We start from the raw sequence: 20,083 nt of genomic DNA, 5'->3' as shown, positions 1-20,083 counted from the left end.
CATAGCAAAATTATAGATGATTTCCTGACCTAAGATCACATTTTATTCTTTTTTCCACTTCAATCTAAGAATTGAGAAAAAAGCAAAACCCTCCATTATACCATAAAAAAATTATGCAAGAGGTCTATTATAATTTATGTCGTAATGGATATTAAGCGTTAACCAATTGCTGTGCTAATTTCTTTAATCGCTCTTTTCCGCCACAATGATTTAGATAATGGTCTGCTGCACGAGATAATGCTGTGAGATTAGCTTCATCTGCCTGAAATGTGGAAATATCGGAAGTAATGACAGGCTGGATACGTTTATAATTATCCTTCAATAGTTTCTTTGCGGTATAGTCTGTGACATCGGAGGAGCCATCTGAAAATACATCCATTAGTGGAATTTGATTATGAATGTTAACCCAATCAAATCCGCCCCAAGTTTTTGCTTCTTCTGCGCTAATACGACGATTAACTTGTCCTGTTCCAAAGGAGGCGACAAAAATTTTATCTAGTGGTTTACCGTTTTCAATCGCTTCGGCGATCGCACATAGGGCAGGATTATTGGCGACAACTCCACCATCAATTAACGGAATACACTCTTCTTGAGGAAGTCCTAAAGAAAGCGGTGTCTTTGTTACGTCTTTTGTTAAGTCGCCTCGACGAATTCTTTCATTATCTGGACGCTCATATTCTGTTAAAGCGTCTAAATAGGCTTTATCTTTCAGCAGATAGCCTGCAAAAGCGACGGGTGCGGCGGAAGAAGAACGGCAGACTTGCCACACGGGAAGAGTTGCATATCTTGCTTTATATTTATCATCTGGGTTTTGTGTATTTTTTCCTTGACTGACAAAAATAACGGCTTCTCGGTTATAGGTATCGTAGCTGGTTACTAGGGTCGGTTTCGGTAAGTCTTTAAAGAGCAAAGTTTCAGGAAAAATGTTTGGTTTCTTAAGAACATTTTCTAATCCTTCTTCTTCAAAAAGGGGAAGGGAAGGATCTTTTTCTTTGATTCGTCGCCATACTTCTGGCCATACGTTAGAGAATTTTTTTAGGTCTAGCTCTTTGAAAATGGTTTGACCATGTTCGTTATAAAACCCTAAAATTTGTGTGGCGGTCATTCCATTGGCAAGGCCACAGGCAATGATGCTTCCTGTTGAAGTTCCTGCGAAGAAATCAAAGCAATTAGTAAGGGTATGTTCAGGATTAATTGCCTTAAGTTCGTTTTCTAGTGTTACTAATAAGGTCGCGGTAAGCATTCCTCGAATACCACCACCATCTAAGCTTAGAATTCTGAAGTTTTTTGAGTTTTCCATGATTGATTTCTCCAATTGAGTTGGTTACAAAATAGTAAGTTTTGGATGGGTTAGAGAAGCATAATAATGATAATTACAAGGCAAAAAGATGCGTGAAGTTATGTACTCCATAAAAGTGATGATTGCACTTCCCAAAGCCCAAGTAATCGCTATTTTAAAGTTTAATCAACAAGAAGAAGATGATGATCGAACTTTAGTCATTATTTAGAATTAGTTTTCTCAACTTTTAATTCTCTCGAAAGCAAGTCATGAATCCATCGATTTTTCTTCTTCTTGTGCCAGAGGTGTCGTACTTTTCTTTGGATCTGGATTAGCGTCCATTGATATGTCTGATGAGCTTCTTTTTCTCGACGAGGATGTTTGGTATAATGACGATTCATGTGACAGACAGCGAACATCTAAGTCTTTTTTTTCATTAATGACAAATTTCCACTTCTGTTCTCTTCTCGCGTCCATGCTATTATCATCAAAATTCCTTTTCAAAACGTTGTTTTTAGTTTTTGGGGATTTATAAGCACTTGGGTATATAAAACCTTTGATAGATAAGCCAGATTTTGCGGTATCTTCTACCTCTGCCTGTGAAAATAAAAAATAAACTTTTTTAGCTTTTTCTGTATGCTTTACAAGCTTTTCTATTCCACCGCCTGTATAACCAGAAATAACTACTATAGGATGACAAGTATCAATAATTTTTTTGACTGTATCCATAAGATTACTTGCCGAACCGTGATGTGCCAATTTGATGACATTAATATCATGCACCCCTACAACCTCTTCAATAGCAGCATTAGCCGTTTGGTTGGTTGTTTTGTCCACATTTTCCATATCCCCAAGCGTTAGCATCCGCCAATCTTTCCCAGATGAATTGTGAGTGACCGTGATTAAGCATCCTAAGCTATGACAATTTTCCCTCTCTTTATAAGCCTTGGACAAGTCTGGATATATACATTCAATATTAAAACCTATTATATCCTCTATATCCTCAAACTTCAGAAGATCTTTGCTGGCTTGAGGATCGCTATATATTGAACAATTGGGAACCTTCTTTTTGATTTCGGCTTTTAACCCACTAAAATCAGTGTATTTAGGTAAAACAAGAAATCCCCTGTCCTCGTTTAATTGGCTTAAAGTCGATTCAAGGTTCCAATTCATGCTAGATTTGCTTTGGCTTTTGCCAGTTCCCCCAATATGATCGCTATGTAAATGAGTAAGAATAACGCCTCTTAGGGTACTGTTCTTACATTGTTCGTTCATGTTATTAAACATAGAAGCTCGACCTAGATCGATCAGAATATGAGACTTCTTACCTGCTTCTGAATCCCATTGAATCAAACAACAGTCACCTGCGGTATTCCCCCATCCACCACCAAATTGAGTAATCGTGATTACCATAAGTTTGCTCCTAAGTAATAAACTAAAAAAATGCTTTTCAAGAGATTGTAATATTAAGTATCTCTAAGCAGGTAAAAGCTGTTTTGCCAACGCCTTTGCCCCACTCAACGGGTCATAGAAATTAAACGCTAACGCCACAGTTTGCGGTTGTCCTTGCATAAACACCAGCGTTAATGCCAAAGACACACTGCCCCCCCTCGCCGCCATCAGCGTCGCCTCGAATCGTGCCGATTTAACATCTAGCAAACCTCCTAAACTGTACTTGACGATAAACTGACCCACATCGGCGATTGACCCAATAGAAACTTTGAGTCCTTGTAAGGTTTGAGTCGCCACAGATAACGCTGCCGTTGCCGTTTCCCGTGCAGTAAACAAACCAGCAATCCGCACATCCGCATCAATCGGGAAATTGACAATGGTTTTCTCCAAACCGCGCACCACCTGCTTGGCCCCTTCTAATACCCCATTGGCCGTCTCCCGTGCAGTAAACAAACCAGCAATCCGCACATCCGCATCAATGGGAAAATTGACAATCGTTTTCTCCAAACCGCGTACCACCTGCTTGGCCCCTTCCAATACCCCATTGGCCGTTGCCTTAGACGCTTCAACTCCACCGATATAAGTATAAAGTCCGGCAATTTCAGAACCCTTAGCCGTCGCGTAGGCCGACAATTCCGCCCAACGGTAACTCTTTTCGTACCATTTAGATTTATTAAACCAGCGTTCCTTATTGCTAATATCCTGTTTTAGCTGTTCAATTCTTCGCTTGGTGTTATCAATCTCTCCCTGAAGGGAATTCACATCATTTTGCGCTCGTTGCACCGCTCCCTGAGCATCCCGCATCCGCCCAGAATCGCGGTCTCGTTCGCGCTGAATGGTTTGCCGCATATTATTAATATCCGTATTGAGCTTATCCACCTCCCGTTGAGCAGAAGCAACTGCCGCCTGAGCATCTCGCATTCGCTGGGCATCGCGATCGCGTTCCCGTTGAATCGTTTGCCGCATATTATTAATATCCGTATTGAGCTTATCCACATTTCGTTGAGCGGAAGCCACTGCATCTTGAGCATTTGAAAGGCTTCTTGTTGCCTCATCGGCGGCGGCTTTAATGGCATTCGAGGCTTCTCGACGGAGATACTCCAATAAATCATTCCGCATCGTAGCAACAATAAAGAAATCGCCCCCTTGCGTTAAATTTTGTCCCCGTACTTCTAGAGTACATTCAAACAAATCAAAAATCTTGCCAATCGTCGTAAACGTAAAACCACTATCCGAGAGGCGGATTTGGGTTTCACTACGAATCCCCAACAGTTCGACTGCTCCTGATATATCCAGATTGGGAACGGTTTTTGGGCTAACCTTGAGATAAAGTGAGGGTTTAGGCTTGCCTGTGGCTCCTGTAAGCTTAAAGATACCCGCTAAGTTAATCGGTTCCACATCCCCTTTCACTTCAACTCCATCAAGATAATCAATTTTTAGATAGCCATAGGCTCGCAATCCCCAGAAATACATCGTTCCTTCTAATTGCGTCCCTTGCTCGAATTTTAATTCCCCAATTGTCGTCGGTTGCGGAACAATGTAGATTTTGACGTTTTCAAAGCCAATATCTAAAACCGTTTTAGCCAGAGAAGCGGGAATGGCTTGTTTCACCGCAGTTCCACAGAAAGTACCGATCACGTCCAGGAAATAGAGGCGATTAAAAGCGATCGCCAGCATACTGCGGCTCGGCATAGCCGAATCAAATTTCACCGCCACTACACCCTGAAATTCCCCAATTTGCAACGTACCAGCAATTCCTACCGTCGGTAGCGGTGGCGGGAAACTCATTCCTAGTTCGATCGCGACATTGGCAATGGACACCCCTTTCGCATCAAAAGGATCTTGCCAAATCCCCAACATAGTCGCTTGAAACTCAGCCGAGCGCGGTTTGACTTCCATGCCACCAATAAACCGCAGGACGCTATTATTCAAAATGGCCGTTACTGTCCCCATTAAGGTTAGCGAAAAGTCACTGGGAGCAGGTTTTAAACGAAACCGAATATCACCAAAGGCAACACCTTTACCTAAATCGAAACTGCCATCAATTGAGGCTTCTAGAACTAAATCGGCTGGTTTTCCACTGATAGCGGTATAAACATTGAGGGACGTAATTCCCAAAAGCGCATCCACACCTAATCCAGACAGATTCATGCCCGCAAAGAAGTTTAGCCCTCGAATGATAGCCACATCACTCCGTTGAGCCTGTACTCGTGTGAGAGCGAAATTGCGATCATCGCTAGAAGCCAGAATTAAAGCCGTATTGGAAAATTTGAGTCCATCAAGCACCCTGAGTTCATCGGCAATCTCTGAGAACTTCCAAGAACTGGGAGGCATAAATCCAGCCGTAAAGCCCCAACGATCGCTAATTTTCTTCACGATTAACTCAACTTGCCCCAAGCTAGAGCCTGCGGCTAGAGAGAAGGATTTTTGCTGAGGTGCAATAGTCACCTCTACATCCGAAAAAGACAACGCCAGCACACTAGCAGGAATCGGCAAATCACGAATCACCTCACTCCCGCAGAGTTTTTGTACTAAGGGTGACAGATTTAATGAGGGAATATGGCCTTGTAAAACAAAATCGCCAGGGAATTGATAGGTAATGGGGAAGCGGGCTGTATTTACTTCTAACGTCCCACTAATAAATCCCGTAACGGAACGCTGACGAGTTGTTGCTTCTGCCTGAGTTGAGTTTGCCGATCTCAGCACTTGAAAAGAAATATCTTCAACTTCTAACCCATCAACACCAATGGGAATCGGCCAGCTATTGCTCGATTTTCCAGTCAGAGAGAATTCTCCAGTTTTGGGGGTGACTGCAATTTCAATATTGGCAAATTCAAAATCGGGAAGGTCGGTTGGTAACTCAACCATTGCAAAGAACTCTTCCAGAATAGCCGACAGACTCAATTTAGAAATTTTTCCACGCAGAACGAACTGATCTTCAATATCGGCAACGAGACTGACTTCGGCTCCTGCAATCATCAATGTTCCAAGGATTAACCCCGATACAACCGTTTTGCCGTCAATGCGGGCTACTTCAAAGTTAGTTTCAACTTGCTGCAACTTTACCAGTTTAGGAATAATTTCCCAATCGGTTAACGCTGAACCACTTAGGGAAAAAGCTCTGTTTTTAGGGTCTAACGTCACGCCCAACTCAGAAAAGATAATATCTGGAAAACCTTGAGGGACAGAAACTTCATCAGAGGCAAAGAAGTTAATCAGCCGTGTTAGACTCAGCCCTCCCCCCTGAACCATATAGCCGTGCATGGCGAATCTCGGCAAAGAGGCTCCAACGCTAAACCTTGCTAGATTATCAATGCTCAGTTCTCCTGACAAATCACAAACCAAAGTACGGTTTTCAGAAGAAGTAGGATTATCTACTAAAAAATAAACTGAGACATTTTCAATGGCGATTTTGTCCGTTATTTTCCAAGGTTGTTTTGAAGTAACATATACCGCAATCGACTCTAGTTTTTTCTCCGTTGAACTAACATTTAGTGTAAGTCTGGAGAGAACTAACCCCTGTTCGGGACGATAGCCATCGGGTAGTAAATCAGCAAGTGCAGTTCCATTTAAAAGCCCAGTTAACTGAGAAAGTCCTGATAAAGAAAAATCTTCTAGATCCGCTTCAAAGGTCAAATCTTGATGAGAGCCTCGAAAGGTCGAATAAATTGGTAATTCAATGGGATTACTTGGACTTCCAATCTTAATCTGAGTCTCTAAAGCAAAATAGGCACTGGTGTAAGGAGCAAGACCGCCCTCTGCCTCATCGATCACATCGGCAACAAGATCGAGTTCTAAAGAAGGAACGCTTAAGTAGCCTAAACTAATATCTCCTGTGATGGGAGCATTAAGAAAAATCTCCGTCCCTTTAGGAGTAGGCACGATTAAGCCAGTTACTTTCAGAGAGAGGATCTCGCCAATAAATTGACTTAAGGAAACGAGGTCATTATCGATTGTCAATTCGGCTTCAAACCGAAGCCCAGAAACCTGCTCAGGTTCTTTAACTTCAACAGAATCAAGAATTAATTTGGGTTGTTGAAAGATTAGCCGATCAAATAAAAATTCTTCCTCTTTTAACCCCATTTGGGTAAGAATACTTGTTCCCAAACTCGGAAAACTTTGAGTAAATTTCCAAGTATTTGGCAATAGTGTAACTAAAGTCATTTGCGGCTTCTGATCTTTTAAGTAAAATGTAGCTTCAACCTCAAGATCTGGAATGGAAAATAGCGAAGTTTTCCCGCTCACAATAATATTTTCAGTTTCAGTTCTTAATTCTATCGTTTTTATGTTTAGTGGCTCATCAGATAAGAATTCTTTGAATAAAAACTGAATATTTTCAGATTCAATTGTAGTATTTTTTAGAAATAAATTGCCATTAGCAATATTTTCTTGCAGTGTTTTTCCAAGGTTTTCAATAGTCATAATTGCATCTCAAAATTAAGTTAAAATATCCAGCGTGATTCCAAATTTACAGCTAATTTACTGAGTGACTCTACTTGGGAGTTGCCATTGCCTCTTCAAAAGCAGCTATCGCATGAATTAAACGGGGATCTTCCTCAATCGGGCGATCATATACCCCATCCTCCAAGGCGAGTAATTGCTGTTTTAACGCTTCTAACTCATGTCTAATAGCCCACTTTTTAGTTTCTAAATTCCCAATCTCCTCCTGCCAAGCGTTAATTTCTTTACCACGCCAATTAATCTCAATATCTAACTTTGCTTGTTCTTCTGTTCTATCAGTTCCAGGTAACGAGTGAAACCACTGCTTCCAGTGGTCAATTTCTCGTTTTCGATTCTTGGCTTGTTCTTTAGCTTTATCAATTTTGGACTGATTTTCCTCTATTTCGCCTTCTTTAGCTGAAATCTTATCATTAAGTTCGTCCTTGTTAGGTTTTCCGCTTTTTCTTTCCTCCAAAAGCTGAAATCGAACCGCATTAAGGATTTGATCTGGAGCAAGTCCAACGCCTCGACCATCGGACAGATCGTTCGATATAGAAATTTCAGGCATTTTCTTTTTCTTAGAAGTAGCAGTAACAACTTTTCTACTGTAATCACTTGTCCTTTCCAACACAACCGAAGTTTAGGAACTTAAGGAAAAAGTCAGTAAAATCCACCCAATCCCTTACCCCGCCTAACTTTCAGCCCCTCAACCCTCCCGCAAAAATCCTTAACTTGGGAAAAATCCCCAACTTTACCAACTTAAGCGCAAGCATTGTCAAAATATCCTGACAATCTCCCCCCACTCCGACTCCCCAAATTTTTGCTTCATACCCAAGACCACAAAAACCGAGATGGAAATATCCCACTTTTGTCATCTGGACAGGCTAGAGAGCTTACCCCACAGTAAAAATGAGTAGCGCATCTTGCCTGAGCAAACTTGGGACGATCCCACAGCGACGAACCTATAATGAAAAAAAGCCAAGCCTTAACAACCATGAAATTAACCCTAAAACCCGAACACCAAAAGCTGATCGAAGCCAAACTAGATACAGGGCGTTATGCCAATCCAGATGAAATCATTGCCGAAGCCTTACAATTACTCAGCAAACGCGATCAATATCAACAATGGGCAGAAGAAGTTGGCCAAAAAATTGATATTGCCGCCGAACAATTAGATCAAGGCGAAGGAATTGACGGAGAAACCGCAATCGCTCAACTTAAAGCAAGACTTCCAAAAAACTGTGAAGCTTAAATATTCATGAATCAATACATAATTTCGACTGAAGCCCTTCGAGATATGGAACAAATTCTTGATTATTTGGCTAATACTAACATTAGTGCGGGTGAGAAATTTTTGGAGGAGTTTAGCAAAAAATGTCGTTATCTTAGCCAATTTCCGCTAATGGGGCGCAGTTATCGAGAGATTCGTCCCTATTTGCGTGGCTTACCGATGAAAAACTACATTATTTTCTATCGCTTAACTGAGCAAGGGCTAGAAATCATGCGTGTTATCAAAGGAGAGCGAGATTTAGAAGCTTTTTTCTTTGAAAACCCCTAAAAAATCAAGGCAATTACTTTTTTTCAACTGTTTATAATAGAGATCGCTACAATGTCGAGTATCCCCCCATCCCAAAGCAGCCATGACAGCCAAAGAACAACTCCTCCAGGAAATCGAACAAGCTCCCGAATCTCTAATCCAATCCTGCTTAGAATTGATACTCTCCCATAAAACTCCCGCCCCTTCACCGCAAAATAACAAACCAATTTGGGAAATCGCCGATGAAATAATTGCCACCATTCCCGAAGAATCCTTTGACCAGATCCCCACCGATGCGGCGGCCAACTTGGATTACTATCTTTATGGCAATTCTCCTCACAAATAATGCCGACCCTCTTCGCCGACACATTTTATTGGGTTGCCTTGGTTCGTGCTAAAGATCAATGGCATAGACAAGTGCGAGCTTTTAGTAGGTTAATTCAAGATTATTCTTTAATTACAACCGATTTAGTCTTGGTGGAATATCTTAACTTTTTTGCTAAATTTGATCAACCCATGAAACAAGGTGTCGTCAATTTCTATCGCCAAATCCAAACCTCTCCAAATCTGCAAATTATTAGCCTTGATTCTTATTTAATTCAATCAGGTGTAGAACTTTATGCCAACCGTCTAGACAAAGGCTATAGCCTGACTGATTGTGTCTCAATGATTGTGATGAAACAAATGGGAATTTATGAAATACTCACCATGACCAGATCATTTTGATGCTGGAGAGCGTTCGCTTTTTAGGATATAGAACGGAGTAATGGCGTTTTGGGAAATATGGGAAGTGCGCTCTTGGCTCTTCTAGGTTCTGTGTGAGGATGGTATAATAATAATACAGGACAGGAGGTGGGTTATGTGGATAAATTTTGATCAACTCCTCGATTTACCAAATGTAACAGTGGTCAATTATCAAAAAATTGCTCAGACAATTTTCCTAAAGCTCGCTCTTTTAAATGAAACAATTGAATGTCCGAATTGCCATCAAACCTTGGACAGAATCAATCAGACAGAGTATAATCTAGTCAGAGATTTGTCAATATTAGGCAATCGAGTATATTTAGAAGTACCACGCCGCCCCCCCAACCACTAGGGTTGATTCATTTAAATTAAGTACAGCTGATTTTGATTCAATAAATTTGACTGAAGATTCTCAAGTTTATCTTTTTCTAATCAAAAGAGTTAGTCACAATAACTAATCTTTAATCCTCTGCCAATATTTATTATGAATAGATTGATAAAGCTTGTTAAAAAGGTTCTTCGTTACTTGGTATGGTTCGAGCGGGTGGCATAAATCGACTAAATCTTTATCTGGCAAGAGATTTAATTAATTAGTTCGCTCTAGATCAAAAACAATTGATAAAAATCGCAGCAATGTCTGTCTATATAAGGGTTTCATTCCTTATAACCCCCGTCCATTGCATAAGACAAACCGAAGAACCGTATCTTTTTACTCAAGTGTTTTATCGTCTTCTCCATTCTTTCAGGATAAACCATCAAGTCAGGTTTCGGCTTGGCTTTCTGGGTGGGAATTGCGAGTCTGCAATAGTCACGATTTTATTTGTCTCTTAATGATGAGATTAACATAACAATAATTCCTCTAATGCGCTTTACGAGAAATCTAAATCGCTGACGATAAACTGGAATAACTGAGTTTTTAGTTTTGCGATAGCGGATGGCAAGTTTTCTGGCAAGCTGAAAAATATTAGATTCATAAATATCAATATCCCAACGATAAATAATTTGTTTCAAGGTTCTTAAGTCGCCCATCTTTTCTAATGCTTCTGCTACGAATTCTAAAACATAATCATCTGCATCTGTCAGTGCTTCTGTTAAAGCTGGTAATACTTCTAGGTTGCCTATCTCACCTAACGCTCTTGCCGCACCACCTCTGACACGCCAATCTGAATGATTCAGCAACTCGATTAAAGCTGATACCACTTCTGAATTACCAATATCAATTAAAGCTGTTTTTGCATACCATCTGGCATCATGCTCTGAATACTTTATTACATCGATTAAAGCTGATATTGTTTCTGAGTTACCTATTTGACTTAAAGCTAGTTGAGCAATGTTTTTAACCTGATTATCTTCATCATTTAACGCTTCAATTAAAGCTGGTATTGCTTCCGAGTTGCCGATATTTCCTAAAGTTTGTGATGCTAAGGCTCTGACATACTCATCCGAATCATTTAACCCCTTAAATAAAGCTGGTATAACTTCAGGATTGTCTATCTTACTTAAAGCTTCTAGTATAGCAATTCTGATATATTTATCTGAATCATTTAACCCCTCAATTAAAGTTGGCATCCCCTCTAAATTGCCCATTTTGCTTAGAGCATCTGCTGACATAAATCTCACATCTTTATTTACATCATTCAAAGCTTCAATTAAAGCTGACACTACTTCTGGATTATCGCTATCACCTAAAGCACTTACAGCCATGCGTCTAACATACTCATCTGAATGATTAAGTGCTTTGATTAAAATTGGTAAAGCTTCTGGATTACCTTTTCCATTTAAATAAACTGTTAACAATATTGCCGAATAGCATCTGAGAAGATTATTTGAATCTTCTAGTGCCATACTTAAACCTGACATCGTTTCTGGATTGCCAATTTTGTCTAATATTCCGCCTAAAGATTCTATAGCATTGTTTCTGATAGTCTCATCTGAATTAATTAATGCTGTCATTAAAGCTGATACTTCTTCTGGATTAAGAAGCAAGCTTAAAGCGGTTTCTACACAGTCTCTACCAGTCTCATCTGAATCATCATTAAGCGACGCAATGAAAGCTTGCCTAAATTCTGGAAGAACCACCAATCCCGAAGGAAAATTTGCGAAAATCATCGTTGCAGAGCTTCTAACTTCCTGATAAGGATTATTTAGTGCCTCGATTAAAATAGGCATCGCTGCTGTGCTGCCAATGTTGTTAATTTCTCCTAACGCTTCTACCGCATATTCCCTAACATTTTCATCTAAATGATTAAGTGCTGTCATTAAACCTAAGTAGGCTTTCTCAGTGCCAATATTTAATAAAGCTTCCGCCGCTTTACCTGCGACTTCCTGATAGGGATGATTAAGCGCCTCAATTAAACCTGACACCGCTTGTGGAGTTCCAATTTTACTTAATGCTTCTACTGCCTTATTTCTGACAAGTTCATCTGCTGCATAATATATATCATTTATTTCTGAATCATTCAGCACCGCAATTAAAGCAGACACGGCTTCTGGGTTGCCAATATTACCTAAAGCTTGTACCGCAGAGTATCTAATATAAACATGAAAAGCTGAATGATTCACTGCTTCTATTAACACTGGTACTGCATCTGGATTAGTAATCTTACTTAAAGCTACTGCTGCATAACTTCTGAAATCCCCATCTGAATTTTTAATTGTCTCGATTAAAGCTGACACTACTGCTGAATTGTTAATTTTACCTAACGCTTCTACTGCATTCCCTCTGACATTTAAGTCTGAGTCATTCAACGCATTAATTAAAGCTTGTATTGTTTCCAAATTACCAATACCAATTTCACCTAGAGCTTTTACCCCGTAAAATCTGACATCTTCTTCAGAATCATACAGTATTGAAATTAAAGATGGTAAAGCTAAAGCTTGCTTTCTGTTGATTTTTCCTAAAATTATTGCGGCATTATTTCTCAACCAATCTGAATAATTTAACGCCCGAATAATAGTTAGTAATGCTTCGGGATTGCCAATTTCTCCTAATGCCTTTACTGCCCAATATCTGAAGGATTCTCCACGTACTCCCGACTTAAAAAAGCGTATATGGCGATCTTCTTTATCTACCTTTCGCAAAGCAAATTCAGCAGACTTTTTAATTCTCTTTTCCGAATCATCTAATGCCGCACTTAAAGCGGATATCGATTCAGGATTGCCGATTTTACCTAACAATCCTGCTGCATTAAATTTACTATCTCTGACATACCAAGGTGAATCCTTAAGTGCGTTTTCTAATCGTCTTCTCATCACGGGAAAAGTCTTCCCTAATGTCACCATTGTCTTGTTGATATACTCTAAACTAAAATCACGCTGCCACACCTTATAAAGCTTATCGACTATCTGATTAATCAGAGAATCTTGAATATTTTTACTTTCCGCCAGACAGTTACTAGCCAGTATCAATAAAGTCGCAAAAATATCATCTTTTTCCTGTAAAATTGCTTCTAACAAAAGACTAGCATCAGACATCATCCCCGCTAACAAAATAATCGTCTCATGCCAATCATGATCCCAGAAATGCGCCTTGACTAACGCAATTCCATCCTCTTGATTTTTCTTGATCCGTTGATAAAGATAACAAGCGGTAAAATACTCCTGGAAAGTGCGATGTAAAAATAGATATTGATCTCCTTTTTCATGAAACTTCTGAATAATCCCATCTTCCTCGCACAACTCTATCATTAATTCATCACTATTTGATTGCTGGAAAATTGTTGATACTTCTTCATGGCGTAAATATCTTTCTAAAACATTAAAAAAGTCTTCTTCTTGGAAAATAAAAATTTCTTCTTCTCGACAAGATAACTCATAAGCCACAATCTCTAATAATCTGATCTTCGCTATCCGCTTTCCGCCTGATACTGATACCAGCTTTCTATTTTCTACCCAATCACGCAGCATATAATCAACTGCTTGTTTATATACTTCATTACGTTTTGCTGGTAAAATTAAATCCTGAGTTTGATAGAGACTACAAATTAAAGAAAGTAATAAAGGATTTTGTGCTAAACCCTGAATTTGCGGTTTATTTTTCAACTCCTCAATTAAACCGTCCGCTGATACCAAATCATTCTCTAAATAACCTTCCGCATTAACAAACCAGGTTTTGATATATTCGGCTGTCTTTTGATCAGTAAAGGGAACAATTTCTACCTCTTTGACTTCCTTTGAAAATTTGCCACTATAACCCACAATGCGAGAAGTTAGATAAATTTTACAAGGAGAATTATCTAAAAAATTCTCAAGTTTTGTATTGAGTTTATGTAGTTGTATAGAAGAAACTTCATCTAAAGCATCTAAAAATAAGACACATTTTCCCTGTTCTAGCTTTTGTTTGACAATAGACTCAATCTGAAAATTTTTATCAATTAACTGAGATATTATGTTAATAATATCATCATTTTTTTCTGCTAATTTATTTGCTAACTCAGATAGCCGAAAATACAAAGGAAGAATCACATCCTTAACCTTAACCTTCTCCCGATTGTTTAAGAAGGGTTGAGGAGTATTAACACCTAACTTCCCTAATTCTTCCCTAGCAATTTTTAATGCTTCCATCCTTAAAAGAGTTGATTTACCCATTCCAGGATCAGCAAGAATCATCATTTTATTGTGTTTATCCTTGGCTTCTTCCCAATCAACTTGTACTTTTTTGTTTTCTTCCCGTTGCTGTTCCTCAGTAAACCCTTTTAAGGCATAAATTTTCTTTAATGTTCCCTCATCACCTGTATAAGCTTGCCATGTTTCAACCTCATGGTTATAGCGCCTTTCTAAAGTAACTTCAATAGGAATATATTGCTTTAATAACGAGATTTTTTGACGAGTATGAAAGAATTGAAGATATTGAAATTCATCTTGAATTTTTTCTAAAAATCGACAAACAGCATTTTTGGTAGGTTCTAACCCCAGTTTATCTAAAATATCTAAAATATTATCCCACCGAATCACATAACTTTCATCAGTTTTACTCGATTGAATAACCCCTAAAACTCCTCCTAATTCTTCCGAAAAAACAGCACCTCCGCTTGTACCCCTATCAACCTTAGCATTAATTCTGTGAGTCAGAAAATTAGAAGATTTATCAGGTAATTTATTCCAAGGATTCTTATATTCAATCTTATTATTAGGATAAGTCGAAAGCAGATTTAAAGGCGCACTGACAGTAATTTTATCGGCATTCACATCAAATCCTTCTGGAAAATTCTTCTCTTTTTCTCTAGGAAATCCATAAACTGTGACGCAATTTAACCCAGCTTGAAAATTAACAATCTTCACAGGTTTAGCACTCTCAATCTTAATCTTAAGAATAGCAATATCAACTTCTGGATTAGAATATTCTTGACACCATTGAGATGCGTATTCTTTCCCTTGATAATTTACTCTTAAAGAGGGTAAAAGATAGATAACGTGATGACAGGTAATGAGATAACCATCTTCTCGAATAATAAACCCAGAACCCAGCGTATCCCCTTTTTCATTGAGGATTTTAACCATTGATTCTTGTAGATAGTCGAGATTGGATTTAATCATTATTCTTCAGTTAAATTAAAATCAATGCGTTGATAAATATCCAGCAATGACATTTGAAAATCCACAGAATGAAACCTTAAAGCATCTTTGTCTGATTCAGAGGCTTTAAACAACCACTCCCCATTATTTTGTTGATAAAATTGTTCAACATAATAACGGTATTGATCAATCAAAATATATTCTTTAAACTCAGGAATTGAGCGATAAAACTTAAACTTATCAGTACGGTCATAATCTCTAGTTGATTTCGATAAAACCTCGACAACGATTAACGCATTAGTTACAGTGTTTGTGCCTTTTCCTTCATATAATGGTTTGTCTTTAATCACCATGACATCAGGATAAGTATAAAAGCGATATCTTGGCATCCATAACCGTACATCACTCATAAAAGCCCAATAATCTTGATTGTTAATCTTAGTCGGAAAATTCCTACAGAAATTTAAAGCAATCAGATTATGATTAGTAGTTGCTCCTACCATTGGAGTAATTTCTCCATCTAGATATTCATTTTTGTATTCTGCTATTTCTTCTAGCTGACAATATTCTTCAGGCGTGTAATACTGTTTTTCGATTTGAACTTGCATACTAACCTCCCTTATCTTGGTTAAATTGCCATTCAATAGCAACTTTAATATTAGCTTGTGCTGAACCTTTTGTCACCAAAGGAATCCCCGTTTCGCCACCAACTTGTAACCCAAATTCTAAAGTTACCTTACTGGGTGGATTGGCTTGGGAAACTCCCTGTTTTATCGAAGTTAATAACAATTGTGCATATTCATTAACAATATTAGTAACTCCTGCTTGAAAATTTTTTGTTCTTTCTTCTATATCGTCGAAAAATCCTACTGCTTGCAATTGCTCCCTATCACCTTCTTCGTACTGCATATAAATTTTTGCGCCATCGGAGGCTTGTATTTCTGTGATTTTTATTGACATTTTATCCTCACCTTAATTTTTGCATAAATGTTAATCGTAACCGTTCAGGAGGTGGTTGTCAAGTAGCCATTAGTATTGATTCTATGGGAGGACTCTCCTGGGGTAGCATAAATGTAGAGGGAGAAGTATTACCTCTCTAGGCGCAAATCGCCGAGCGTCATCAATTCCCATATCAGGTTACAAGGTAGCAAGCCCTAGCTTGAAAAATTCGCTAAGATATATGGTTCTTCGTTACTTGGTATTTCAATGGGGTTGCATAGATCAACTAAATCCTTATCTGGCAAGAGATTTAATTAATTAGTTCGCTCTAGATCAGAAACAATTGACAAAAATCACCAAATGTTTTTCTCTATAAGGGTTTCATCTCTTATAATCCTGTCCGTTGCATAAGACAAACCAAAGAACCATTATTCTTCACTTAAATTAAAATCAATGCGTTGATAAATATCCAGCAATGACATTTGAAAATCCACAGAATGAAACCTTAAAGCATCTTTGTCTGATTCAGAGGCTTTAAACAACCACTCCCCATTATTTTGTTGATAAAACTGCTCAACATAATAACGGTATTGATCAATCAAAATATATTCTTTAAACTCAGGAATTGAGCGATAAAACTTAAACTTATCAGTACGGTCATAATCTCTAGTTGATTTCGATAAAACCTCGACAATGATTAACGCATTAGTTACAGTGTTTGTGCCTTTTCCTTCATATAATGGTTTGTCTTTAATCACCATGACATCAGGATAAGTATAAAAGCGATATCTTGGCATCCATAACCGTACATCACTCATAAAAGCCCAATAATCTTGATTGTTAATCTTAGTCGGAAAATTTTTATAAAAATTACCAGCAATCAGATTATGATTGATTGTTGCTCCCGTCATAGGAATAATATCTCCATCTAGATATTCATTTTTGTATTCTGCTGTTTCTTCTAGCTGACAGTATTCTTCAGGTGTGTAATAGCGTTTTTCGATTTGAACTTGCATACTAACCTCCCTTATCTTGGTTAAATTGCCATTCAATAGCAACTTTAATATTAGCTTGTGCTGAATCTTTTGTCAGCAAAGGAATCACCGTTTTACCCTCAACTTGTAACCCAAATTCTAAAGTAACTTTACTGGGTGGATTGGATCGGGAAATCATGATAAGCTCATCTAAAAATATAGCAAATTATACAGACATCTAAGACAAGTAATAGAGTGTAGGCAAGGCACATGAGCCTTTCTTGTCTGAATCTGGCTGCTAATCTAAGAATAAGCGGTTTAAATGCGTCTTAGCTTATTAGCATTTCTTGTCTAATTCCCTGTTTCCGCCGAAAAGCGATCGCTAGTTGTCCAATTTAACTTGACTCGAGTGTATAACAGCCATTTCCCCACACAGATCCCTAGAGAGCGTTTCTCATAAAGATGAAGTATAAGCTAATTCGCTATCGACGATCGACTCCCACCTGAGCATTAAGATAACTGTTATCAGTAATTATGGGAAAATAAATCCCCATACCTTATTTCCTCGTGGCACAATAGAGACAAAGTATAAAAAACTTAACAATAAGGAGGGGTTCGATGGTTGCTACACCAGTCAAAACAAAACGTCTTACCGTGCAGGTGGCCAATCTCACCGCAGACATCACCGCTATTCGTTCCCTCGATTGGGATCGCGATCGCTTCGATATTGAATTCGGATTACAAAACGGGACGACTTATAACTCCTATCTGATTCGTGGGGAAAAAATCGCCCTTGTGGATACCTCTCACGAAAAATTCCGTCAACTATATTTTGATAGTCTCAACGGATTAATTAACCCGCAAGAAATCGATTATTTAATTATCAGTCATACCGAACCCGATCACAGTGGGTTAGTCAGAGATATATTGGAACTCGCTCCCAATATTACCGTCGTTGGGTCGAAAGTAGCAATTCAGTTTTTAGAGAATTTAGTTCATCATCCTTTTCAGCGTCAACTGGTCAAAAATGGCGATCAGTTAGACCTAGGCAATGGTCACATTCTCGAATTTGTTAACGCTCCTAATTTACACTGGCCCGATACTATTTTTACCTACGATCACGGTTCGGGAATTTTATTTACCTGTGATGCCTTCGGAATGCACTACTGTTCCGATGATCTCTACGATGAGCAGTTAAGTGCTATTGAACCAGATTATCGCTTCTATTATGAATGTTTAATGGCTCCTAATGCTCGTTCGGTACTAGCGGCGATGAAACGGATGGAACCCCTAGGTAATATTAATCTCGTGGCTAATGGTCATGGACCGTTATTAAAACATAATGTTACTGAATTATTGACCCGTTATCGTGATTGGAGTCAGGCACAAACTAAGGCAGAAAAAACCGTCGCTGTCTTCTATATTTCCGATTATGGTTATAGCGATCGCCTCTGTCAATCGATTGCTAAAGGTATTACTAAAACTGGTTTGGCTGTAGAAACTTTAGACCTGAAATACGCCGATCCCCAAGAGGTAAAAGAATTAGCTTCTTCTGCGGTGGGAATCGTCATCGGTACTCCCCCCGTTTCTGGTATTAATGCCCAAGAAATTACGGGGAATCTAGGCACAATTCTCGCCTCGGTTAACCCGAAACAATACCTCGGAATGTTTGAATCTCAAGGGGGTGATGATGAATCAATTTTACCTCTATTTAATAAGTTTCGTGAAGTTGGTTTAACCAAAGCTTTTGATCCCATTCGTAGCACAGAAACTCCTAACGAGAGTCTCTATCAACGCTGTGAAGAAGCGGGTACAGACATGGGACAACTATTAACCCAAGAGGTAAAAGTTAAACAAAGAAAATCCCTCGATACTGACCTTGATAAAGCGATCGGACGGATTAGCAGTGGTTTATATATTATTACCACCAAGAAAGGAGACAGAAGCGGAGCAATGGTAGCTTCTTGGGTAACGCAAGCAAGTTTTGATCCTCCCGGTTTTACCGTTGCTGTGGCTAAAGATCGGGCGATCGAGTCTTTAATGCAAGTGGGGGATCAATTCATTTTAAACATTCTGGAAGAAGGCAATTATCAAACCCTGATGAAACACTTTTTAAAACGTTTCGGACCTGGGGAAGATCGTTTTGCAGGAGTCAATACTCGCACCGCTAATAATGGTTCCCCAATTTTAGCCGATGCTCTCGCTTATTTAGAATGTGAGGTAGTTAGTCGCATGGAATGTGCTGACCACTGGATTGTTTACAATAAAGTTGCCGATGGTCGCGTTTCTAAACCTGATAGTTTAACGGCCGTTCACCATCGCAAAGTCGGTAATTATTATTAGGATTTTTGCTTGATTTGACTGGTTGAGAAAATACAGATCAAGATGCTTGCTCTCAGCTTTTGAGATGGTTTAACCTCTCAACCAGTTAGTCATACTAAATCCGTTGAGTATAGGCTACATATCAGGACGGGCAAAAGGCAAGAGGCAAGAGGCAAAAGGAGCAATAGATAATCAGTTTTTAATAACCGGATTTAGTAGCACATCTGATCACTGACAACTTACCCACTGATAACTGATAACTGTTCCTATTGACTAACACCCGCAGATTTAAGGGCTTTTTCCATTAAAATTACATGGGTACTGCTTTCCTGTCCCTCATTGTCAGGACGACGCTGAATATAACTGCCATTGGATTGTAATTCCCATGCTTGTCGGTTATCTGACAACATAATCCCGAGAATTTCTTCCAGTTCCTTGGCGATCGCTGGTTCATCGATGGGTGTCACTGCTTCCACGCGACGAGTCAGGTTCCGCGTCATCCAATCGGCGCTACCAATATACACCTCCTCCTGACCATCATTGTAAAAGTAAAAAATGCGGGAATGTTCCAAAAAGCGGCCGATAATGCTAATTACTCGGATATTTTCGCTTATTTCCGGCAATCCGGGCCGTAAACAACAGATGCCGCGAATAATTAAGTCAATCTGCACACCGGCACGAGAAGCGGCGTATAAGGCTTCTATAATCGGTTTATCGACAAGAGCGTTCATTTTTGCGACAATGCGCCCCGTACCGCCATTTTTACAGTTTTTGGCCTCGCGATCGATCATTGCTAACATCCGTTTTCGCAAACTCACTGGAGCAATTAAAAGTTTGCGATAGGATTGCTGACGGGAGTATCCAGTCAGAAAGTTAAATAAA

15 protein-coding genes and 2 pseudogenes are annotated in these 20,083 nt (G+C 39.0%); 6 read left to right on the top strand and 11 right to left on the bottom strand.

Translation table 11 applies throughout. From position 1 onward, the window contains the following. Positions 1–151: 151 nt before the first annotated feature. The 4 genes from IQ242_RS02075 to IQ242_RS02060 form a co-directional block, all read right to left on the bottom strand. A complete protein-coding gene (locus tag IQ242_RS02075) occupies positions 152–1,300 on the bottom strand; it encodes a patatin-like phospholipase family protein (protein ID WP_193958861.1) in 1,149 nt (382 codons plus the stop codon). A 246-nt stretch (positions 1,301–1,546) separates the two neighbouring features. After that, complete coding sequence (locus IQ242_RS02070; RefSeq protein ID WP_193958860.1) at positions 1,547–2,692, bottom strand: MBL fold metallo-hydrolase; 1,146 nt, start codon at positions 2,690–2,692, stop codon at positions 1,547–1,549. A 63-nt stretch (positions 2,693–2,755) separates the two neighbouring features. Then, on the bottom strand, positions 2,756–6,895 hold the full coding sequence (locus tag IQ242_RS02065; protein WP_193958859.1) for a hypothetical protein: 4,140 nt from the start codon (positions 6,893–6,895) through the stop codon (positions 2,756–2,758). A gap of 328 nt (positions 6,896–7,223) precedes the next feature. After that, positions 7,224–7,739 (bottom strand): hypothetical protein, encoded by a 516-nt coding sequence (locus IQ242_RS02060; RefSeq protein ID WP_052278224.1) that lies wholly within the window; start codon positions 7,737–7,739, stop codon positions 7,224–7,226. A gap of 426 nt (positions 7,740–8,165) precedes the next feature. Between IQ242_RS02060 and IQ242_RS02055 the strand changes: the two genes are divergently transcribed. The 5 genes and pseudogenes from IQ242_RS02055 to IQ242_RS02035 form a co-directional block, all read left to right on the top strand. After that, on the top strand, positions 8,166–8,423 hold the full coding sequence (locus IQ242_RS02055; protein WP_043999440.1) for a CopG family transcriptional regulator: 258 nt from the start codon (positions 8,166–8,168) through the stop codon (positions 8,421–8,423). A gap of 6 nt (positions 8,424–8,429) precedes the next feature. Further along, positions 8,430–8,729, top strand: coding sequence for a type II toxin-antitoxin system RelE/ParE family toxin (locus tag IQ242_RS02050; protein ID WP_072924853.1), 300 nt, complete (start codon positions 8,430–8,432; stop codon positions 8,727–8,729). 82 nt (positions 8,730–8,811) lie between these two features. Beyond that, positions 8,812–9,054, top strand: coding sequence for a hypothetical protein (locus IQ242_RS02045; RefSeq protein ID WP_072924856.1), 243 nt, complete (start codon positions 8,812–8,814; stop codon positions 9,052–9,054). Beyond that, entirely contained in the window at positions 9,054–9,434 is a 381-nt protein-coding gene (locus IQ242_RS02040) for a type II toxin-antitoxin system VapC family toxin (protein ID WP_052278222.1), read from the top strand. The genes IQ242_RS02045 and IQ242_RS02040 overlap by 1 nt, the downstream gene beginning before the upstream one ends. Positions 9,435–9,567: 133 nt before the next feature. After that, positions 9,568–9,789: pseudogene (locus tag IQ242_RS02035) on the top strand (transposase family protein); the annotation flags it as partial. A gap of 479 nt (positions 9,790–10,268) precedes the next feature. Here the strand turns inward: IQ242_RS02035 and IQ242_RS02030 are convergent. The 6 genes and pseudogenes from IQ242_RS02030 to IQ242_RS02010 all read right to left on the bottom strand — a co-directional run bounded on the left by IQ242_RS02030 (position 10,269) and on the right by IQ242_RS02010 (position 17,078). Beyond that, on the bottom strand, positions 10,269–14,987 hold the full coding sequence (locus IQ242_RS02030; RefSeq protein WP_193958858.1) for a HEAT repeat domain-containing protein: 4,719 nt from the start codon (positions 14,985–14,987) through the stop codon (positions 10,269–10,271). Then, positions 14,987–15,574, bottom strand: a complete 588-nt coding sequence (locus IQ242_RS02025) for a Uma2 family endonuclease (RefSeq protein ID WP_052278219.1) — start codon at positions 15,572–15,574, stop codon at positions 14,987–14,989. The genes IQ242_RS02030 and IQ242_RS02025 overlap by 1 nt, the downstream gene beginning before the upstream one ends. 1 nt (position 15,575) lies before the next feature. Further along, entirely contained in the window at positions 15,576–15,926 is a 351-nt protein-coding gene (locus IQ242_RS02020; RefSeq protein WP_002772864.1) for a CU044_2847 family protein, read from the bottom strand. A gap of 211 nt (positions 15,927–16,137) precedes the next feature. Then, a pseudogene (locus IQ242_RS25720) lies at positions 16,138–16,321 on the bottom strand (hypothetical protein). 12 nt (positions 16,322–16,333) lie between these two features. Next, complete coding sequence (locus tag IQ242_RS02015) at positions 16,334–16,921, bottom strand: Uma2 family endonuclease (RefSeq protein WP_193958857.1); 588 nt, start codon at positions 16,919–16,921, stop codon at positions 16,334–16,336. A gap of 1 nt (position 16,922) precedes the next feature. Beyond that, a complete protein-coding gene (locus tag IQ242_RS02010; RefSeq protein ID WP_002762885.1) occupies positions 16,923–17,078 on the bottom strand; it encodes a CU044_2847 family protein in 156 nt (51 codons plus the stop codon). Between the two features lie 419 nt (positions 17,079–17,497). On the opposite strand from IQ242_RS02010, the gene IQ242_RS02005 reads away from it, so the two are divergent. Then, entirely contained in the window at positions 17,498–19,222 is a 1,725-nt protein-coding gene (locus tag IQ242_RS02005; RefSeq protein ID WP_193958856.1) for a diflavin flavoprotein, read from the top strand. A gap of 245 nt (positions 19,223–19,467) precedes the next feature. Here the strand turns inward: IQ242_RS02005 and IQ242_RS02000 are convergent. After that, positions 19,468–20,083 (bottom strand): phospholipase D-like domain-containing protein (locus IQ242_RS02000; protein ID WP_228020775.1); only part of this gene is annotated, 616 nt, incomplete at its 5' end.

It is taken from the genome of Microcystis sp. LEGE 08355 (genome assembly GCF_015207185.1).
Lineage (GTDB): Bacteria > Cyanobacteriota > Cyanobacteriia > Cyanobacteriales > Microcystaceae > Microcystis > Microcystis panniformis.
The sequence above is the reverse complement of the archived record's forward strand: the minus strand, read 5'-3'. Positions and strand labels throughout refer to the sequence as shown.

What these genes read in the sequence shown, in the direction of transcription:
- IQ242_RS02075 (WP_193958861.1), bottom strand. Translation starts at nt 1,300, where the DNA reads ATGGAAAACTCAAAAAACTTCAGAATTCTAAGCTTAGATGGTGGTGGT.
- IQ242_RS02070 (WP_193958860.1), bottom strand. Translation starts at nt 2,692, where the DNA reads ATGGTAATCACGATTACTCAATTTGGTGGTGGATGGGGGAATACCGCA.
- IQ242_RS02065 (WP_193958859.1), bottom strand. Translation starts at nt 6,895, where the DNA reads ATGACTTTAGTTACACTATTGCCAAATACTTGGAAATTTACTCAAAGT.
- IQ242_RS02060 (WP_052278224.1), bottom strand. Translation starts at nt 7,739, where the DNA reads ATGCCTGAAATTTCTATATCGAACGATCTGTCCGATGGTCGAGGCGTT.
- IQ242_RS02055 (WP_043999440.1), top strand. Translation starts at nt 8,166, where the DNA reads ATGAAATTAACCCTAAAACCCGAACACCAAAAGCTGATCGAAGCCAAA.
- IQ242_RS02050 (WP_072924853.1), top strand. Translation starts at nt 8,430, where the DNA reads ATGAATCAATACATAATTTCGACTGAAGCCCTTCGAGATATGGAACAA.
- IQ242_RS02045 (WP_072924856.1), top strand. Translation starts at nt 8,812, where the DNA reads ATGACAGCCAAAGAACAACTCCTCCAGGAAATCGAACAAGCTCCCGAA.
- IQ242_RS02040 (WP_052278222.1), top strand. Translation starts at nt 9,054, where the DNA reads ATGCCGACCCTCTTCGCCGACACATTTTATTGGGTTGCCTTGGTTCGT.
- IQ242_RS02030 (WP_193958858.1), bottom strand. Translation starts at nt 14,987, where the DNA reads ATGATTAAATCCAATCTCGACTATCTACAAGAATCAATGGTTAAAATC.
- IQ242_RS02025 (WP_052278219.1), bottom strand. Translation starts at nt 15,574, where the DNA reads ATGCAAGTTCAAATCGAAAAACAGTATTACACGCCTGAAGAATATTGT.
- IQ242_RS02020 (WP_002772864.1), bottom strand. Translation starts at nt 15,926, where the DNA reads ATGTCAATAAAAATCACAGAAATACAAGCCTCCGATGGCGCAAAAATT.
- IQ242_RS02015 (WP_193958857.1), bottom strand. Translation starts at nt 16,921, where the DNA reads ATGCAAGTTCAAATCGAAAAACGCTATTACACACCTGAAGAATACTGT.
- IQ242_RS02010 (WP_002762885.1), bottom strand. Translation starts at nt 17,078, where the DNA reads ATGATTTCCCGATCCAATCCACCCAGTAAAGTTACTTTAGAATTTGGG.
- IQ242_RS02005 (WP_193958856.1), top strand. Translation starts at nt 17,498, where the DNA reads ATGGTTGCTACACCAGTCAAAACAAAACGTCTTACCGTGCAGGTGGCC.